At 60.6% G+C, this 19371-nt stretch carries 15 protein-coding genes; 9 read left to right on the top strand and 6 right to left on the bottom strand.

Annotated features, from left to right (window positions below):
• The 4 genes from smc to BM344_RS01025 all read left to right on the top strand — a co-directional run bounded on the left by smc (position 1) and on the right by BM344_RS01025 (position 9737).
• Complete coding sequence (smc, locus tag BM344_RS01010) at positions 1–3495, top strand: chromosome segregation protein SMC (protein WP_091984996.1); 3495 nt, start codon at positions 1–3, stop codon at positions 3493–3495.
• Positions 3496–3617: 122 nt separating this feature from the next.
• Positions 3618–4739 carry a cell division protein ZipA gene (gene zipA / locus BM344_RS01015; RefSeq protein WP_091984998.1) on the top strand — a complete coding sequence of 374 codons (1122 nt, stop codon included), beginning with the start codon at positions 3618–3620 and terminating at the stop codon, positions 4737–4739.
• Positions 4740–4825: 86 nt separating this feature from the next.
• Positions 4826–6862, top strand: a complete 2037-nt coding sequence (gene ligA, locus BM344_RS01020; RefSeq protein WP_091985001.1) for an NAD-dependent DNA ligase LigA — start codon at positions 4826–4828, stop codon at positions 6860–6862.
• A 133-nt stretch (positions 6863–6995) separates the two neighbouring features.
• Positions 6996–9737 (top strand): hypothetical protein, encoded by a 2742-nt coding sequence (locus BM344_RS01025; RefSeq protein WP_091985002.1) that lies wholly within the window; start codon positions 6996–6998, stop codon positions 9735–9737.
• Here BM344_RS01025 and BM344_RS01030 read toward each other — a convergent pair.
• From BM344_RS01030 to BM344_RS01040, 3 genes are all read right to left on the bottom strand, one after another.
• Positions 9734–10366, bottom strand: coding sequence for a CBS domain-containing protein (locus BM344_RS01030; protein WP_091985005.1), 633 nt, complete (start codon positions 10364–10366; stop codon positions 9734–9736). The genes BM344_RS01025 and BM344_RS01030 overlap by 4 nt on opposite strands.
• 71 nt (positions 10367–10437) lie before the next feature.
• Positions 10438–12324 carry a bifunctional tRNA (5-methylaminomethyl-2-thiouridine)(34)-methyltransferase MnmD/FAD-dependent 5-carboxymethylaminomethyl-2-thiouridine(34) oxidoreductase MnmC gene (mnmC, locus tag BM344_RS01035; protein WP_091985007.1) on the bottom strand — a complete coding sequence of 629 codons (1887 nt, stop codon included), beginning with the start codon at positions 12322–12324 and terminating at the stop codon, positions 10438–10440.
• 4 nt (positions 12325–12328) lie between these two features.
• Positions 12329–12940, bottom strand: a complete 612-nt coding sequence (locus BM344_RS01040; RefSeq protein ID WP_091985010.1) for a peptidylprolyl isomerase — start codon at positions 12938–12940, stop codon at positions 12329–12331.
• A 210-nt stretch (positions 12941–13150) separates the two neighbouring features.
• Between BM344_RS01040 and BM344_RS01045 the strand changes: the two genes are divergently transcribed.
• Complete coding sequence (locus BM344_RS01045) at positions 13151–13882, top strand: pilus assembly protein PilB (protein ID WP_091985012.1); 732 nt, start codon at positions 13151–13153, stop codon at positions 13880–13882.
• A gap of 19 nt (positions 13883–13901) precedes the next feature.
• Here BM344_RS01045 and BM344_RS01050 read toward each other — a convergent pair whose 3' ends face one another.
• The 3 genes from BM344_RS01050 to flgA form a co-directional block, all read right to left on the bottom strand.
• Complete coding sequence (locus BM344_RS01050) at positions 13902–14372, bottom strand: flagella synthesis protein FlgN (protein WP_091985015.1); 471 nt, start codon at positions 14370–14372, stop codon at positions 13902–13904.
• A 7-nt stretch (positions 14373–14379) separates the two neighbouring features.
• The gene (gene flgM / locus BM344_RS01055) at positions 14380–14706 is read right to left on the bottom strand and encodes a flagellar biosynthesis anti-sigma factor FlgM (protein WP_091985017.1); all 327 of its coding nucleotides are present in this window, start codon (positions 14704–14706) and stop codon (positions 14380–14382) included.
• A 155-nt stretch (positions 14707–14861) separates the two neighbouring features.
• A complete protein-coding gene (gene flgA, locus BM344_RS01060) occupies positions 14862–15563 on the bottom strand; it encodes a flagellar basal body P-ring formation chaperone FlgA (protein ID WP_208603361.1) in 702 nt (233 codons plus the stop codon).
• Between the two features lie 184 nt (positions 15564–15747).
• Between flgA and BM344_RS01065 the strand changes: the two genes are divergently transcribed.
• The 4 genes from BM344_RS01065 to BM344_RS01080 are packed head-to-tail and all read left to right on the top strand — an operon-like array spanning position 15748 to position 19361.
• Positions 15748–16677: a chemotaxis protein CheV gene (locus BM344_RS01065; RefSeq protein WP_091985023.1), complete on the top strand. Its 930-nt coding sequence runs from the start codon at positions 15748–15750 to the stop codon at positions 16675–16677.
• 36 nt (positions 16678–16713) lie between these two features.
• Positions 16714–17541, top strand: coding sequence for a CheR family methyltransferase (locus BM344_RS01070; protein WP_091985025.1), 828 nt, complete (start codon positions 16714–16716; stop codon positions 17539–17541).
• A 3-nt stretch (positions 17542–17544) separates the two neighbouring features.
• Positions 17545–18732, top strand: a complete 1188-nt coding sequence (locus BM344_RS01075) for an MFS transporter (RefSeq protein WP_091985028.1) — start codon at positions 17545–17547, stop codon at positions 18730–18732.
• Positions 18733–18743: 11 nt separating this feature from the next.
• Positions 18744–19361 carry a flavin reductase family protein gene (locus BM344_RS01080; protein WP_091985031.1) on the top strand — a complete coding sequence of 206 codons (618 nt, stop codon included), beginning with the start codon at positions 18744–18746 and terminating at the stop codon, positions 19359–19361.
• Positions 19362–19371: the final 10 nt, after the last annotated feature.

The raw sequence follows: 19371 nt of genomic DNA on the forward strand, positions 1-19371 counted from the left end.
ATGCGGCTCAAGTCCATCAAGCTGTCGGGGTTCAAATCCTTCGTTGATCCCACCACGGTGCCTTTTCCCTCCAACATGACAGCTGTTGTGGGCCCCAACGGCTGTGGCAAGTCCAATATCATCGACGCCGTGCGCTGGGTCATGGGCGAGAGTTCCGCCAAGTACCTGCGGGGCGAGTCCATGACCGACGTCATTTTCAACGGCTCCAGTGCCCGCAAGCCAGTTGGGCAGGCGTCGATTGAACTGGTGTTCGATAACAGCGATGGCTCGGCCCCGGGTGAGTTTGTCCGGTTCAATGAAATTTCCGTGCGTCGGCGGGTCTCCCGTGAGGGGCAGTCCGAGTATTTCCTGAACGGTTCCAAGTGCCGTCGCCGGGACATCACCGACTTGTTCCTGGGCACCGGTCTGGGGCCGCGTAGCTACGCCATTATCGAACAGGGCATGATTTCCCGGTTGATTGAGGCCAAGCCGGAGGAACTGCGCATTTACATCGAGGAAGCGGCCGGCATTTCAAAATACAAGGAACGTCGTCGGGAAACCGAGAACCGCATCCGCCGGACCCAGGAAAACCTGGAACGCCTGACCGATCTGCGAGAAGAATTGCATCGGCAGCTTCAGCACCTTGAGCGTCAGGCTGCGGCAGCGGAAAAATACAAGGCCTACAAGCAGGACGAGCGCCAGAAAAAAGCCGAACTCACCGTCCTGCGGTGGCAATCCCTGGACAACGACCTCCAGGCCTGGCGGGGCAAGATCCGCGACACCGAGCTGGAACTGGAAAAGTTGCTTACCGAGCGGGTGAGCCTGGAGACCTCCCTGGAGTCCCTCAGGGAAAGTCACCAGGACCGCACCGAGCATTTCAACCGTGCCCAGGCCCGTTACTACGAGGCCGGTGCCGACATTGCCCGTATTGAACAGAGCCTGGAACACCAGCGTGAGCGCAGCCGACAGATGGCGGCCGAGCTCGACCAGGCCCTGGCCAACCAGAGAGAGCTGTCCCGGGAGCTGGAACAGGACGAAGAGAAGCTGGCCGGCATCCAGGAAGAGCTCGACATGATGGAGCCTGAACAGGAAGCGCTAGCCATCCGCTCCGAGGAGTCCGGAGAGAAGCTTCAGCACGCCGAAGATGCCATGAGTGACTGGCAGCACCGGTGGGAGGAGTTCAGTGCCCGCTCCTCGGATGCGAGACGTCAGGCGGAACTGGCCCAGTCACGCATTCGTTCGCTGGAGGATGCAATAGAACAGCTGTTGGCTCGCCAGCGCAAGCTCCGGGATGAGCAGGAGCTACTGGAAGGCCAGATGGATCGTGCCGAGCTGGAGGGCCTGCTGGAGCAGCAGGAGACCCTGGAGTTGCAGCGGGAGGAAGCGGCCGAGCGTATTGCAACCATCCAGGATGAGCTTTACGAGGCCCGGCAGAACCAGAAGGAAGCCGAGCAGGCAGTCGCCGAGGAACGCCAGCGGGTGCAGAGCCTGAGGGCCTCCCTGGAGTCCCAACAGGCGTTGCTGGACGAACAGATGGGTGCCGGTGACGATGTGTTGCAAGGTTGGCTGTCCCGACACGCCCTGAGCGACAGCCCCCGAGTGGCCAGTGAGCTCGACATTGAGGACGGCTGGGAATTTGCCGTGGAGCAGGTCATTGGGCGTTTTACCCAGGGGCTTTGCCTGCCGGACCTGAATTCGCTTGCCTCCTCGCTTGAGGAAGCGCCCCGGGGCCTGGCGTTGGTTGGCGGTGGGTCGTCTTCTGGTCGTGGTTCTGGAGGCCTGGCGGAAAAGGTCTCTGGTGTGCCGGCGCTGGCGGGTCTGCTCTCCGGTATCCGCGCCGTGGAAACCCTGTCAGAGGCACTTGGTATCCGATCGACGTTCCAGCCCGGCGAGAGTGTCATCACGCCTGACGGTGTCTGGATGTCCGCCGACTGGGTGTTGATGCCGGATTCCGATGCCGGCCAGGTGGGCGTGATCGAGCGCCAGAAAAAAGTCGCCGGGCTGTCCGAGCAGCTGAGCCAGGCGGAAGAAGCCCTGGAGTCGGCAACCGGGCGCCTGGAAGACCTTCAGGAGCGCGCAGAACGCTCCGAAGCGGCCCGTGACGACGCTCAGGCCCGCCTCGGTGAGTGCGATCGGGAGCTGAGCACCCTGACGTCCCGGGTCAGTGGCCTGAAGGCGAGGGCGGAACAAATTGACGCCCGGCTGCAGCGCATCCGGGAAGATCTGTCGGATGTGGACGACAGCGTTTCTGGCCAGAAGGAGAGCCTGCAGGACGCCCGTGAGGAATGGCAGCAGGCGCTGGCGGCGAGTGAAGACAGCGATGAGGAAAAGGAGCGGTTGCTGGAGCAGCGTGATGGTCTTCGGGAAAACCTGGACCGCTTGCGCCAGGAGGCCCGCCACGATCGAGACCATGCCCATCAGTTGCAACTGCAACTGCAGTCCCTGAACAGCCAGCGTGATGGCCTGAGACAGACCATCGACCGCATGCAGCTCCAGAAAGAACGGATCGATGAGCGCCTGGAGATTTTGCGGGAGTCCCGCGAGAGCGCCGAGGAGCCTATCGAAGACCTGCAGATGCAGCTGGAGGGGTTGCTGGACCGTCGCCTTGCCGAAGAAGAAAAACTGTCCGCCGCCCGGGACGCCCTGGAGGACACTGACCGGGAAGTCCGGGAGAAAGAGCAGGGTCGGAGCCGTACCGACCATCAGATCCAGGACGTCCGTTCGCGCCTGGAAAAACTGAAGATGGAATCCCAGGCCCTGGAAATCCGTTCCGGCAACCACATCGATCAGCTCAAGGAGCTGGATGTCAGACTGCAGGATGTGCTGGAGCAGTTGCCCGAGGGCGCCAACGAGAAAGACTGGGCCGAGGAGCTGGAGCGCATTGGTAGCCGGATCCAGCGTCTCGGCGCCATCAACCTGGCCGCCATCGAAGAGTACCAGGTGCAGAGCGAGCGCAAGACCTACCTCGATGAGCAGCACGAAGATCTGATGGAGGCGCTGGAAACCCTCGATAACGCCATTCGCAAGATCGATCGCGAGACTCGACAGCGCTTCAAGGAAACCTTTGACCAGGTGAATGGCGGCCTACAGGCGCTGTTTCCAAAAGTGTTCGGTGGTGGCAATGCCTACCTGGAATTGACCGGCGAGGATCTTCTGGAAACCGGGGTTGCCATCATGGCGCGTCCCCCGGGCAAGAAGAACAGCACCATCCACCTGCTATCGGGCGGCGAGAAAGCTCTGACCGCCATCGCCCTGGTATTCTCGATCTTCCAGCTGAACCCCGCGCCTTTCTGTATGCTGGACGAGGTGGATGCGCCGCTGGACGACGCCAACGTTGGCCGTTACGCCAATATGGTCAAGGAGATGTCCAAACAGGTGCAGTTCATCTACATTACCCACAACAAGATTGCCATGGAGATGGCCGACCAGCTGATGGGCGTCACCATGCATGAGCCCGGGTGTTCCAGGCTGGTCTCGGTGGATGTGGACGAGGCGGCAGCGCTGGCGGAAGCATAAGGCTGGTCACTGGCGCGCCAACCATGACAATAACGCCATCAAGGCCCGGTGTGCGTTGTATTCATTACGGGCTTTTCTTAGAGTAGCAACGTTACGGGATCTGCAAACAGGACAGCAGCACTATGTCACTTAGGGAATGGTTAATTGCCATCGGTACCCTGCTTATCATCGGCATTGTTTTGGACGGACTGCGCCGCATGCGTCGTGCCCGTAAGGAATCCATGGCGATTTCGTCGGGCATGGGCGCCGACGACCTGGAAGATTCGCCACTGGATGATGAATACAACCCTGAACTTCCAAACGGCGGTGCCCGCACGATTTCCCGGGATACACTCGAAGAGCGGGGTTATGTGAAACGGGAAAAATCCAGCCGGTTTGGTGCTCCCAAGCCCAAACCCACGCGTCCTGTCACTGCGCCGGCGGGGAAACCCCAAGAATCCGGGCTGTCGTCCGAACCAGGCGATCAGAGCGATGATGTACCGGACTATCCGCTGACGAGCCGGGAGCCCGACGACACCGAGCCAGAATCCGGTTGGGGGGCGGTGGAGAGTTCTGTTGACGATGCTGCTGAGACTGCTCGCAGGAGCGATACGGGGGACGACGTCGAGGGCGATGAAGGTATCGTCGGTGAGCCCAGGGTTGTGGGGTCCGGTGGCGGAACTGCCGCGCCCCAAGCCCGCAAAGCGGCACCTGAGCCCGAAGCGGAGGCGGTACCACCAACGGTAACCACGGAAGTAGAAGAAGATACCGCAAGGCGAGCGCCCTCGCGCCGTGAAAGGGGGCAGCCGCTGGCGGGGGCCAATCGTCCCGAGGCCAGGGAAGTGGTCGTGATCAACGTCCTCGCCCGTAAAGGGGAAGAATTCAAGGGTCTGGCCCTGAAAAAGCTGTTCGAGGCTTGCGGTCTGGAGCACGGGGACATGGACATCTACCATCGGCACGAACAGGCGGATACCACCAGCCCGGTGCAGTTCAGCGTTGCCAATGCAGTGGAGCCGGGCACCTTCAAGCCCGAGGATATGCCTGCCATGGCAACGCCTGGCATCAGTTTCTTCATGAGCCTGCCAGGGCCGTCGAACGCGATGCAGGCGTTTGATTTTATGCTCGAGACGGCCCAGTGCGTGGTTCGCAACCTTGGTGGTGAGCTAAAGGACGAGCGCCGCAGTGTGATGACACCCCAGACCATAGAGCACTGTCGCCAGAGGATCCGGGAATTCGAACGCAAGCAGCGCTCCAAGAAGGCGTGAGCCCGGGCAAACCCTGATGAACACCAGAAACGTATAGATGCCCGGTCCGCACCGGGCATTTTTCTGAGAAGCGAGAACGCCAGCCAATGAGCAAAGCCACGCCAGACGTCATCCAGCGTGTTGAGGAACTCCGGTCTGCCATCGACGACCACAACTACCGTTACTACGTGTTGGATGATCCGCGCATACCCGATGCAGAGTACGACCGCCTGTTTCGTGAGTTGCAGAACCTTGAGCGGGACCACCCTGAGTTGGCGTCGGACAATTCGCCCACCCGGCGTGTCGGCAGTTCTGCGGAAACCAGCTTCGAGGAAGTGGTGCATCGCCTGCCGATGCTGTCTCTGGACAACGCGTTCAGTGAGGACGAGTTGAGAGACTTCGATCGACGGGTCCGGGAGCGGCTCGGCGTAACGGAAGACATCGAATACGTCTGCGAGCCCAAGCTCGACGGGCTGGCGGTAAGCCTGCATTACGAAAAAGGTCAGCTCACCCGAGCCGCCACCCGCGGCGACGGGTACAGCGGTGAGGACATTACCGCGAACATTCGCACCATTCCCTCGGTACCCCTGACCCTTCGCGGCGACAAGGTGCCCGATTTGGTGGAAGTCCGGGGCGAGGTCTACATGCCCCGAAGCGGTTTCGAGCAGCTCAATCGAACGCTCGCGGAGCGCGGAGAGAAAACCTTTGTGAACCCGCGTAATGCCGCTGCGGGCAGCTTGCGCCAGAAAAAATCCACGGTCACCGCCAGGCGGCCGTTGGAAATGTGCGCCTACAGTATGGCAGTCACCGATGAAAGCCTGCTGCCGGATACCCAATGGGATGGTCTGCAAAGAGTGAAGGGCTGGGGCTTTCGAATCAATCCGGAAATGCGTCGGGCCCGGGGCGTTGAGGAGTGCCTCGAGGCTTATAACGAGCTGATGGCCAAGCGCGATGAATTGCCTTACGAAATCGACGGCATCGTTTTCAAGGTGAACCGGCTTGATCAACAGCAGGCCCTCGGCTTTGTTTCCCGGGCGCCGCGCTGGGCCATCGCCCAGAAATTTCCGGCCCAGGAAGAGCTGACCGTTATCGAGGATGTGGAGTTCCAGGTTGGCCGCACCGGGGCGGTGACGCCGGTGGCGCGGCTCAAGCCGGTGTTTGTGGGCGGTGTCACTGTAAGCAACGCCACCCTGCACAACATGGACGAGATTCGAAGACTCGATGTGCACATCGGCGATACCGTGTTTATCCGGCGCGCCGGGGATGTTATCCCTCAGGTGGTCAAGGTAGTGCCGGAAAAACGTCCTGCCAATGCGCGCACGGTTGAACTGCCGGCCCAATGCCCAGTGTGTGAATCCGATGTGGTCCAGATTGAAGGCGAAGCCGTTGCGCGCTGTTCCGGCGGCCTGTTCTGTCCGGCCCAGCGCAAGGAGGCCATTCGCCATTATGCTTCCCGCAAAGCCCTGGACATCGAGGGTCTGGGGGACAAGTGGATCGACATCATGGTGGATCAGGGCATGGTCAAGACGGTGGCCGACCTGTACCACCTGACCATCGATGACCTGGTGAAGCTGGACCGCATGGGCGAGAAATCCGCCGCCAACCTGGTCAATGCCATCGATCAGTCACGGCGGCCTGTGCTCTGGCGTTTTTTGTACGCCCTTGGCATACGTGAGGTCGGCGAGGCCACCGCAAAAGGGCTGGCGGCCCATTTCGGCACCCTGGAGGCCATCGCCGAAGCCGACGAAGAGACCCTGCAGACCGTGCCGGACGTTGGCCCCATTGTGGCGGGCCATATCCGCAGCTTTTTCGAGCAGCCACATAACCGGGAAACCCTGGATGCCCTGCGCGATGCCGGGGTGGCGTGGCAGGAAGAGGAGATCCGCCAGGGCGAACGCCCCTTGACCGGTCAAACCTGGGTGCTGACTGGTACGCTCTCGGCGATGACCAGGGACCAGGCGAAGGAGAAGCTTGAGGCTCTGGGCGCGAAAGTGTCGGGCAGTGTCTCGAAGAAGACCGCCTGCGTGGTGGCCGGTGAGGCGGCCGGATCCAAGCTCACCAAGGCGGAACAGCTGGAGGTTCCGGTCCTGGATGAGGCCGGGCTGCTGGAACTGCTGGAGAAATACGGTTCCGGGGCAAGCTGACCGAATCTGAGAACTCGCGCAGATCCACTGCGGAGCAAATTGGCTACCATGGCGTTGTTCTGTAACGGTGTGTAAACCGCCCGGTTTCCGTGGGGCGGTCGCCGCCATAACAACAACGTAAACGGATTTCTTCATGGGCGCCGATCTCTCCCCTCGCATGTCTCCTGTTCACCGTATTGCCGTTGCTTTCCTCATCGTGGTGGGGCTTGCCGGATGTAAAACAGAGAAAGATCCCGACCAGCCCACCATCCTGGGCGTGCCGCCCACATCTGCTTACCTTGGCGTTGAGTACTACTACAATTTCGGCGCCTACGGGGGCGAAGGCATTCTCGATTATTCGCTCACCAACGCCCCGTCCTGGCTGGCCCTGGAAGACACCAGTAACAAGGCCCGTCAGGGCATTATCATGCGAGGAGTTCCCGGGCTCACCGGGGGCAGCCGAGGAGAGGCGGATCTCGGCAAGACCACCGGGATCAACCTGGTAACCACCGATGGCTCCAGCTTCGGCACCCAGCCGTTCGATATCGATGTCAAACAGAACCTGGTGTCGCTTGAAGTGGAGGCGTTCAAGGAAGGCGAGAGTGGATCTTCCAGCGCCAGCAGCCAGAACCACTGCACGCTCCCCGACCTGTCAACGAAAGGCGAGCACACCTTTACCATCAATCTCTACAACGATGACGGCTCGGTATCGGGCACTCAGGATGTTACCGCCACCACACGGCGAGTGTATGCCAAGGTGCTGCTGGACAAGCCCTCGGTTACCCGGGTGGCCATCGCCTTTGAGCTTCGCTCGGAATACGACGCCACCAACTGCGAACAGGGCTTCAACCCGCCGCACCAGAACTGTGACCACAGCGCGGCCAACCTGGGTGATGCCATTCCGGGTAAGGATATTGTCGGGTTGGGCAGCGGCAGCCTGCCGCCCCGGGCGGAATCCGAGCAGCGGGAAATCGATTATGTAACTTATGAGCAGGATGAAAACGGCTTTTACACGCGGGGAGTGATAACGCTCGAGCCGGGTATTACTGAATGCTACATCCCGCTTGAGGTGATTGATGATAGTTTTCCGGAACAGGCAGAGTCCCTCGAACTGGCCCTGACCGAGGTGCGCTCCGGGCTGGCCGGTCTGGGCAGCTCCAACGAGGGTATCGATATCAATCTCTCGATTGAGGATAACGAGCCATCGCTGGCCCTGGAAACGGTCAACGGTGGGGTACGGGATGCCCTGAACGTGGGTGGTGTCCGTGAATACGTGGCCAGACTGAGTGGTGAACGGGACCGGACCATTTACGCCAAACTGACCGACACGGAAGATTCCTCCGCCCGCCTGAGCTCGGAATTCGTTATCGAGCGGCGGGAAGGCAGTAACTGGGTGGAAAACGATGAACTGGTGTTTCCGGAGGGGACCAACGAGGTGCCGTTCCGGATTCGCGTGCCTGAGGGCAGTTACTCGAACCCCGACTTTGTTGACCGGTTTATCCTGTTGGGCATCAACAGCGATTACCAGGCCGGGCGGGAGGATTACGCCCGGGCCCAGTCCGAGAACCTGATTCGCATAAGCCTGAATCAGCTGACGTCGCCACTGGTGCTGAACAATGGCGACGGCTTTGTGGCCACGGATTTCGCCATGGGGCATAACGGCCGAAGTTTCGTGGCAGGGTACGATAGCCAGGACAACGACCGGGTGCAGGTACGGATCTACGATCAGCGCGGCAGCCAGCTTCAGCAGGTTGCTGTGTCATCTGCCGGCGACAGCCTGGTTGAGCCGGCTGCGGTTATCAGTACGGTGCGGCGGAAGGTCTCGGAGGGCGATACCAAAGTCGACCGGTTCGAATTCATTGTGTCCTACAGCACCGACCAACCGGTTGCCGGCACCAGCCAACAGGGAGCAGTGGATGCGGTAACCTCGCTCTACTGGTACGACAGCGCTAGTAACGGCGGCGAATACGTCGAAACCTGGACAACACGGACCGGCACGTCGGGAAATGACCATGTGCGATGGGCGGGTATCGACGAGGAGGGCGGTTATGTGGTGCTGGCGGGCGAAACCGATGGCACCTTTGAAGGCCAGACCGCAGCCGGCGGTGTAGACAGTTTCCTTCAACGAATTGATACAGAACTGGATGGCAATTCCCAGGTGCCGGTGGTGGCCTGGACCCGTCAGGCCGGCTCAGGTAACAACGACCAGGTGGCGGGTGGCAGCACTGAGACGGTGACCCCCTTGCTGTTCGGCTCCGCGTCCGGCTCCGTGGGCGGCGCTCCGGTAATTGGTGGCATTGATGCTTTCTTCTACAACACCCAGAGTGGCAGCGGCAATCTGAACGTGTATCAGGTGGGGTCAGACGCCGATGAACCAGTCTCTGATGGCCTGCTGTTCGGCAATCTGCTCTGGCTGACCGGCAGCAGCACCGGCCTCTATGGGGTCTCGAACCCTGACGAGGGCGACCCGGAACTGACCCGTGAACAGGCCAGCAGCGATGCCGGATTCCTGCTGGGTTACTCCACCATCGGGCAGGTGCGACAGGCGTTCTCGCTGAACGATGACAATGACACGGCAACGGAGCAACTGCGGGCATTGGCCGGATTCGATGGCGATCTGGTGGTTGCCGGGAACTCGGACGGCGATTTCGCCAGCCAGGCAGCCACTTCCGGCCAGAAACAGGCGATCATTGCCCGCCTGCCGGTGGCCACGAATACCAATACTGGCAGCGCTGCTTTCCGAAACTGGCGTTATCAGCTGGCAGCAGACAATTCCGGATTCCTGGCCGTGCAAACCTATCGGGATGATGAAATCGTAACGCTGGCCCGGCTGGGTAGTGATTGGCGCTTGCTGGTGTTCAGCCCGGAGGGGCAGTTGCTGACGCCCTTGCCCTAAACAGTGCCCTCGTGGCGGCCGGCGTTGGCATACAGACGCAGGTAATCTGTGCTGGTTACGATACCAGAGGCGACACCCCGTTCATCAACAACCAGGGCGGCGTTCAACTGATGTGCCAGCATCAGCCTGGCCAATTGATGGGCGTCGGTTTCCGGGGAGGCGGTGAGAAAGGCCGGCAGCTCGATATGAACAAAGGTCTGGCTCATGGCATCGCCCTGGTTTTCGTGCAGCCACGCCAGGAGCCAACGCAGGTCGATCAGGCCCGCCACATTCTCGTCAGCGGTAATGACAAGATGGTGAACCTGATGTTCATCCATGACTGACAGGGCCTCGGAAATGGTTGCCGTTGCTGGCAGGCGGTAGAGAGCGGGTGAGGCAATCTCCGAGACTGGCAGATACGGGCGCTGTTCCCGGCGCTCTCCGGCGGCTGCGGCGCCATACTCCTGCAGGGCTCGGTAGCGGCCCGCATTGGCTGCTGCCTGGAACTCGGCATCGGTGGCTTCGCTGCGGCCAGGGTTGATGGCATGGGATTCCGTCAGCTCTGTCACGTCACCGACGCGCCTGGCCCGAAAGGCTTCCGGAAGCCGGGTTCCGACCGGTCGGCCCGGTTCGCTGACGAATATGGACATGGACTGTCTCCGTAAACAGGTTTCTATAGCCGTTTATCGGCCATCGCAGCACATTCTCCAGTGAAAGTTTATTACGAGTTTGCCATATCAGACTGGTAAAGGCGTCCGGTTTCCAGCCGACGCACCAGATTGGCTGGCAAACAGCCAGGTTGTCCGGTCAGTTGGTCCGCGAGATACTCGGCGAGGAGTGGGGCGTAGGTCAGGCCTTTGCTGCCGAGGCCGGTAAACAGGTGCAGCTCATCCCGCACGTGACCGGCAACCGGCTGGTAATCATGCGTCGTGCATCGGAAGGCCACCCGGTCGTCCGCAAGGTTGTCGCCCTGGCTCTGTTTGGCCTGCTTTTCCTGCCCGGCATCAGCGCCAGAAAAAGCGCCGGGAAGCATGGCCTTCAACTCCTGGATATTTTCAGCGCGGCTTTCGAGGGTAGGGGCCGGGTTGTCGTCATGGAGGTCAAACGTCGCTCCGGTCAACACTTTATTGTCCAGTGTCGGATTCAGGTAGCGACTGCCGCATATGACCGCCCTGGGCGGGTTCAGTTCGGAGTCCGGCAGGCGTGTGACCTGACCACGGATGGATTTGAGTCGAACGGTGCCCGCCAGAGGTAACAGGCCGCCACTGGCCGGCCCCCCGCAAACCACTACGCGTCGGGCCCAAACCGGCTGGGCATTGTTTATCTCAATACGCCAGCCGCCTGCTTCAGGGAGCAGCTTTTCCACTGGCGAGTGCCAGACGCCGGTTACGCCTCTCACTCGGGCCAGTGCATGACACAACCGCGCCGGCTCCAACCAGCCACTGGCCGGGAACCATAACCCACCAGTATTCACGGGAACCGCCGTCAGCTCCGAGGCCTGTTCCCGGCTTACCCCGCTGAGCACGTCGCCGGGATAGCCATTGCGCTCCAGAAAACGGCGCTGACGATCCGCCTCCTGGTCGTTGTGGGCCAGCTGGAGGAGACCGGTCGGGTACCAGCCCTCGTTACTGAACGGGCGGTAAAAGCGTTGGGAAAAGGTGAGGGCAGTCAGCGCCAGCTCGGTCTGGTCATTGTAATCCACGCCCAGTTTCACATAGAGCGCGCCCTGGGCGTTGCCGGAGGCGCCCGCGCCGGGGCCCTCCTCATCAATGAGAGTGACCGGTATTCCCCTCGCCGCAAGGTTCGCAGCCAGTGTGCAACCGGCAATGCCTGCGCCAATGATCGCCACCGGGCTAAGGTCGGGAGCTTGCACCCGGTCGACGGGCGGCAGAACCCCTTTGAGCATCTCCCGCTTACGCCCAAAGCCGGGAACTTTCTGCATTTCAAACCCGCTCTCTGCCAGCGCGCGTCGAACCCGTCCCACCGAGGTAAAGGTGGCCAGGGAGGTGCCGGGTTTACTGTGCGCGCGGATGTCGGCAACGGTGCTTTCGAGCCACATGTCGGGATTTCGAGCCGGGGCGAAGCCGTCGAGGAACCAGGCGTCGGCCCGGAAATCCAGTGCCCGCCAGGCGTCACCGATGTCGCCGAAAAACAGCGTCAGTCGTACCCGACCACCGTCCAGGACCAGCCGATGGGTACCACGAACCAGGGGGGGGTAGCTGGCCAACAGGGCGCCAGCCAGGGGCGCCAGTTCCGACCAGAGCGCCAGTGCCTTTGCGAGGTCTGTTCGGGTCAGCGGAAATCGTTCCACCGAAACAAAGTGCAGCGTTGACTCGTGGTCAGGCCGATACCTTTGCCAGGCCTGCCACGTTGCCAGAAAGTTGAGACCGGTGCCGAAGCCGCTTTCGGCAACCACAAAGCTGCCGCCGGCAGGCACCTTGGCGAAGCGCTCGGGCAGATCATTGTGGCGGAGAAACACGTGGCGTGTCTCTTCCAGGCCGTTATCCCGGCTGAAATAGACATCACCGAAGCGTACCGATTCCGGCACGCCTTCGCGCCAGACCAGATCGGCCGGCTCAATCGCCGGAGGTTTGAGCGCTGATTCCACGGCGTTACTCTGCGGGTTCGATCACCGTGGCTTTCTCGATCCGTACCGGCTCAACCGGTACGTCGGCCATGCCCTGTTTACGGGTTGTCGGTTTGCGGGCGATGGCGTCGACAACGCCCATGCCCTCGGTCACCTTGCCAAATACAGCGTAGCCGGCCCCACGAACACCTGCGTTCAGAAAGCCGTTGTCGGCCACGTTGATAAAGAATTGCGATGTGGCGGAATCCGGGGCGTTGGTACGAGCCATGGCAATGGTTCCGCGAAGGTTGGGTAGCGTTGGGCTGGCTTCGTTGCGAACGGGGTCGCGGGTTGGCTTTCTGGACAGGGTCTCGGTAAAGCCGCCACCCTGGATCATGAATCCGGGAATCACCCGGTGGAATACCGTACCGTCGTAGAAACCCTCCCGTACGTACTGCAGGAAGTTGGCCACGGTGTCGGGCGCAACATCCGGCCGCAATTGCAGTTCGATGGCCCCTTCGCTGGTGACCATCCGGACCTTTGGCAGCGATGCGCCACTGGTTGAGCTCTCTTGTGCCAGGGCCGGCAAGGCCGCGAATGTGGTAAACAGCACGAACAGTGAAATCATGCTTTTCAGGAATTTGACCGGATGTGTCATTGTCAGCTGCTCTCTCGTCAGGTGGCAGTTGGTTCAGGCCCGCAGTCGGGCAGTAAAGTGTGCTCTCTGGCGCCAGAGTTTATCAGAAGCCGGTGGAAAAACGGCGACTGGATCAACGCAGATTGCCTGACAATCGACTAATCTTCTTGACGAGTCAGGACACTGATTGCCGAGCCGGGCGGTGCGGCTTTCGACATAAGGAGAAGGTGGGTGAATATCCGTCAGGGATTTGAGGAAAAATCGCGTCTTGGGCGGTTGCTCGTCAACCGTGGTTATCTGTCAGAGAGCCAGCTCGACCGCGGCCTGATTCTCCAGCGAGAAACCGGGCAGCGTCTGGGCGAGGTGCTGATTCAGGCTGGCTGGATCAGCGAGAAGGAGCTGCATCGGGTTCTCAAACATCAGTCCAGGTACCGAAACGCCGCGGCGCTGGTGACCATGGTGGCCCTGCCGTTCCAGCCTCTGGTCAGCTTTGCCGCTAGCAACACCGCGTCGTCCCAGGCAAGTGCCGAGGCAGGTCAGCTCTATGAAAAGGGTGGCCTCTCACCGCTTTCCGAGGCAGAGCTCGCGTCATTTGCGGGTCAGGGCGACCCGGCGCTGTTTGAGCGAATTGCAACGGTGTCGGCCATGGCCGCCCAGCCGGAAGACCCGGAGAGCAGACCGGACGCTATCGAGGGGTTGAAGCTTGCCGCCAACGTGTTTGTGCCAGTTCTGAATTTTCTGGAGTCGGACCTGAGGGTGTCCGGTGTGCATTATCGGGACGGCGAACCACGCTTTCGGGTCCGGGACGATGGTGCCGTTATCCTCGCGCTGCCAGAGCGAATCGAGCAGATACGCATGGACAATATCCGGGTCGCCGGCGGTCACGGTGCTTCCATGGGGAACGTGAGCATCCAGAATATCCGGTTTCACCCGGATTCGCGAATGACCCTGTACACGCGCTAGCGCCCGGCCAGCGCCGGGGTCAGGCGCTGGCGAGCACGGTGGAGCTTGAAACCGAGGTCTGTTCGCCCCTGGCACCGTAAAGTTTCTGCTGGCCCGTGGCGCCGCGGAAAATGTCCGTCAGGCGTGAAAGCCGCTTTTGCAGGTGGCTGATAACCCGACCATTGGTCTGATTCAGCGCCTGGCAGGTTTTCAGCTTGCTGTCGGCCTGTTGCCAGAGCTCCGTCACGTCAATCAGCCCTGCACTGCGAATGAACCGGGAAGGCTCACCGTTTTCAGGCCGATAGCCCATCTGGACCAGAGTGCGGATTTTCTGTTTCGCTCGTTCGCGGATAGCACCCAGCAAGCGATTCTTTTCCTGCGTCAGGGCTTCGAGTTGGCGGAGATCGGAATTACCAAGGAGGGTCTTTTCCCTGCCCAGAACATCGGCCAGTTCGTCGAGCTGGCTGATATCCTGGGCGAGGAGGGTTTTCAGGTCATCAATTGCGGCCATGATTTACTCATCCGAAAATGCTTTCATCCATCTCAAGCATTTTCTGGGCCAGCTTCTCTGCATCGACCTTGTAGGTGCCGTTTTCCAGGGCGGTGCGGATCTGTTCGATGCGATCGTCGTCCATTTCCGGGTAATCGCCCAGCTTCTGTTCCAGCTGTTTCAGATTCTTGGCCTGGTTGCTCAGGCTGACGCTGTCGCCCCGGGCGCCCTGCGCCTGGGATTTCGCCTGTTCCGGCGCTGCGGGCTGGGTGTTCTGGTTGCCCGTGCTCTTGTCGGCCGTGGTTCTCTGGGTGTTGACCTGGCCGGGGCCAATTCCATTAAAGTCAACTGACATAATCGTACCTGCTTGCCTGATGAGCCCTTGTTTACAGGGCATTAACTCGAGTTTGTATCTGCATATCGGCTGCGGTGCCGAATTCTTTAACCTTTTTTTGACAGATTTTACAGGGCAGAGCCTTGCCGCCTCGGCAAGCGCTTGCCGGTGGCCGACTACATGGGAATCTCGACCTGACCCGGGCCTACCACATTCGCCTTGATAGTGCGGGAGGACCGCAGGTTTTCAACCAGGACCTGCTCACCGATGCTGGCACTGGCCAGTGCCTTGCCTCGGGAGCGCACGGAGAAGTTGCCGCTTCGGGCGGTGATAATAACATGGTCACCCCGGGCAACGGCATCCGGAGCCGAGAGAATGTCCGGGGTAATCAGCGAGCCGGCATTGACCGAGCGCCGGACCTCCATGCCGACCGCCTGGCGAGGGTCGGTGATGACACCACGCCGGGAGGCATTTACCTCCACTGAATGGCTCATCAGAAGCGCCTCGGTGATGCGCTCGCCACGGGTCAGGGGGCGAGCGGCCACCAGGGCGGGGCCCTTGATGGAGAGTGATGCGGTAACGAACATCCGCCAGGGACGCTCGCCTTCACAGGCAACCAGCAGGGAGGGGCTGGTTGTTTTCCAGGGATCACCACTGAATTGTACCTCCAGCGGCGCGGCGCACTCGGCCAGCGCCAGGCGGCTGTCAATGGCGCCGGGCTCGAAGGTCACGGTGTAACCCTGGCCCGCCTGTTCCGTCGCAAAGGCCTGGAGAAATGCCACCGCCGCCTTCCGGATCTGTCCGGCCGTGGTTTCGGCCATCAGCGGTCCACTCGCGATGGACATTACCAGGATCAGAGCCAAATTGGTGATGCGCATACGTATCAGTTTGTCCTATGCTGTTGGTATCAGTGTGGATCTGCCGAATGCATTAATGATTCGGCACGGTCGGCCGTTAACCGGGCTGATCGGCAGTGGGGCGACAAATTCCCGTCTTTCCACGTTTACACGAGTAACCAGCAAGATATATGCCGTCGGCAATCGGCAAGCCAGGAGAAACCAAATGGCAGGGGTATTGGACAGTGTTAACCAGCGTACGCAACTGGTAGGGCAGAACCGTCTTGAGCTGCTTCTTTTCCGGCTTCGGGGGCGCCAGATTTATGGCATCAATGTCTTCAAGGTGAAGGAAGTGCTTCAGTGCCCCCGGCTGTCCTCCATCCCCAACAGCCGTCAGGTGGTTCGGGGAGTCGCTCACATCCGCGGCGAGACTATCCCGATTATCGATCTGAGCATGGCCATCCGGCTGCCGGGCATTCCGCAGGAAGAGCTTGCCAGCAGCTTCGTGATCATTACCGAATACAACCGCAAGACCCAGGGCTTCCTGGTGACCGGCGTCGATCGCATCATGAACATGAACTGGGAGGAGATTCTCCCGCCACCGAAGGGTGCCGGTAAGGATGTTTACCTTACCGCTGTCACCCGGATTGATGATAAGCTGGTCGAAATCATAGATGTAGAGAAGATTCTTGCAGAAGTTTCTCCGCTCGGTGAGGACGTTACGGAAGCGGTCCTGAGCAAGAGTGCCGATCGGGTGCCCGGGCACCTGCCGGTGCTTGTGGTTGACGATTCCGCTGTCGCCCGTCGGCAGATCGAGCGCTGCCTCACGGCCATCGGCATGGAGGTGGTCACCAAGAACGACGGCAAGCAGGCCTACGAGTACCTCAAGGAGGTAACGGCCGACGGTTCCCGGGCACGAGATCACTTCTCATTGATCATCTCTGACGTCGAAATGCCGGAGATGGACGGTTACACGCTGGTCACCAAGGTAAAAGGTGACCCCGCGATGGAGGACATATTCGTGATGCTCCACACTTCGCTCAGCGGCGTGTTCAATCAGGCCATGGTCAAGAAGGTCGGGGCAGACGACTTCATGGCGAAGTTCAGTCCCGACGAACTCGCCGAGCGGGTGATGGACATCATCGACCAGGGTTGATGGGAAGCCGATCGATTCACTCAGAACAGAGACCCAATGAAAGCGGATATAACCCCACAGGAATATGAAGCCTTCAAGTCGTTCCTGCAGGATGCCTGTGGCATTTTGCTGGGTGACAATAAACAGTATCTGGTGAAAAGTCGGCTGCGCCGGATCCTGGAGGAGAACACTCTCAATTCTCTGGGTGAGCTTCTCGATCGGTTGCGTCGGCCCGGGCGGGGCAGTCTGCGCGAGGTGGTCATCGACGCCATGACCACCAATGAAACCCTTTGGTTCCGGGACAGTCATCCGTTCCGTATCCTGCAGGAGAAACTGCTTCCCGAGTTTGCGGAAAGCAAGGGCAGCCAGCCGCTACGGATATGGTCGGCCGCCTGTTCCACGGGGCAGGAGCCTTATTCCATCGCGATGATCGTGGAAGAATTCCGCCGCCTACGGCCAGGAAAACTGCGGGACGTGAAAATCACCGCGACGGATATTTCCAAGAGCGTCCTCGAGGTTGCCCGCAAGGGCGAATACGAGATGATCGCCATTGGCCGCGGTCTCTCTCCAGATCGCCAGAAGCAGTTCTTCACGCCCTCTCTCAATGGCGGCTGGCAGATCAAGCCCCAGATCAAGACCATGGTGGAATTCAAGGAGCTGAATCTGCTGGAACGCTACATGCTGGGCAAGTTCGACATCGTGATGTGTCGCAACGTGCTGATCTACTTTTCGGCGGACCTCAAAAAAGACATCCTTACCCGGATTCACGCCACCCTGAACCCCGGCGGTTATCTGGTGCTGGGGGCATCCGAGTCACTGAACGGGCTGCCGCATCTCTACGAAATGGTGCAGTGTCACCCGGGCATCATCTACAGGAAAAAATAACCCATGCCCCTGAATGTCTGGGTTCTGGTTGCTGCACAGGCGCTGGCCATGTGTACGGCGCCTTTCATTGTGTTCATCGGCAGTATCCAGGGGCGCCTGCTCGCTCCGGCGCCCGAGTGGGCCACGCTTCCGGTGGGTCTTGTGGTGGTGGGCACCGTGTTGGCTATCAAACCCGCAACCTGGCTGATGGAGCGGGTGGGGCGCAAGCGGGTCATGCTGCTCGGCGCCATAATGGGCATAGTGGCTGGCCTCGTTGGCGCCACGGCGTCCTGGGCGGGCTCTTTCCTGTTGCTGTGCCTGGCGTCGGTGATTGGCGGTACGGGCCTGGCTGTGGTTCACCAGTACCGGTTTGCCGCCATGGAGTCCGTTCCGTCGGAGCTGGCGGGCTCCGCAGCCGCACGGGTGCTCCTGGGTGGGCTGGTGGCGGCGTGGCTTGGGCCCGAGGTTGCGGGAATTGGCAGTGGGGCGGGCGAGGCCCATCCTTTCCTTTCCAGTTGGGCGGCTCTGGCGGTTGTTCAGGCCCTGGCCCTGGTGACGCTTGGCGCCGGTTACCGGGCAAAAGGGGAACTGGTTCGCGAGTCTCTTCCTGGCGGAGGCCGACCGTTGCGGCAGATTGTTGCCAACCCGCTGGTGTTGGCGGCCATCAGCGCCGCGGCGATTGGTTACGCGGTCATGAGCTTTGTGATGACCGCCACGCCACTGAGCATGACCGAGATTGCCGGGCATGATCTCGACGATGCCAAGCGGGTTATCCAGCTCCACATCATGGCCATGTACCTGCCGTCACTGATCAGTGGCTGGCTGACACGGGTGCTGGGCATTCCTCTGATGATGGCCCTGGGCCTGCTGGCCTATCTCGGTTGCGTTGGTCTGGCGGCCAGCGGCATCAGCTTTCACCATTACCTGTCGGCGTTGCTGTTACTGGGCATCGGCTGGAATTTCCTGTTTGTTGGTGGCACCACGTTGCTGCCCCGCGGGTACCAGGACGCCGAGCGCTTCCGGGTGCAGGGCCTGAACGACATCATGGTGTTCGGTTCCCAGGCCACGGCCGCATTGTCCGCCGGGGCCATCCTGAGTTGGCTGGGGTGGGGTGGTCTGGTGATGGTTGCCGTGCCGTTCCTCGTTCTTCACGGGCTGCTGATGACGCTCTGGCTTTTGCGAGAGCGGTCAGCGGCGGCCGCAACAGACTGAAGGTATGACTGATGCTGATCGATTTTGACGGACTGGATCCGACAGAGGCTTATCACATTCTCACCCAGACGGTTATCCCGAGACCGGTCGCCTGGGTCCTGAGCGAGAATCCCGACGGCGATTTCAATCTGGCGCCGTTTTCCTTTTTTACGCCCATCACCAGTAACCCGCCCCTTCTGATGATTTCGGTGGGCCGAAAGCCTGCCGAGGGCGTGGCGAAGGATACGCGGGTCAATATCGAGGCCAGAAAGCATTTCGTGGTCCACATCGCGCACCGTGCCCTGGCGCCGGCCGTCACAGAATCCTCCCGCCCCTTGCCCCATGGAGAATCCGAACTGGATCATCTGGGCCTGGACCTGGCACCCTTCGAGGGCTCGCCTCTGCCCCGTGTGAAGGATTGCCACGTGGCACTGGCGTGCGAGCTCTACGACATCAAGGAAATCGGCGCGGCGCCGCAATCCCTGATTTTCGGCAGGGTAACGGCAGCCTGGGTGGCGGACAGTGTTGCCCGATACGACGAAAAAAATCGTCTGAGCTTTGACGGCGCGGCCATAGATCCCATTGGTCGCCTTGGCGGCAGCGAGTACGTCACGTTTGGTGAGGTATTCAAGATTCCGCGTCCCACCTGAGCCGGACACA

The organism is Marinobacter gudaonensis (assembly GCF_900115175.1).
Lineage (GTDB): Bacteria > Pseudomonadota > Gammaproteobacteria > Pseudomonadales > Oleiphilaceae > Marinobacter > Marinobacter gudaonensis.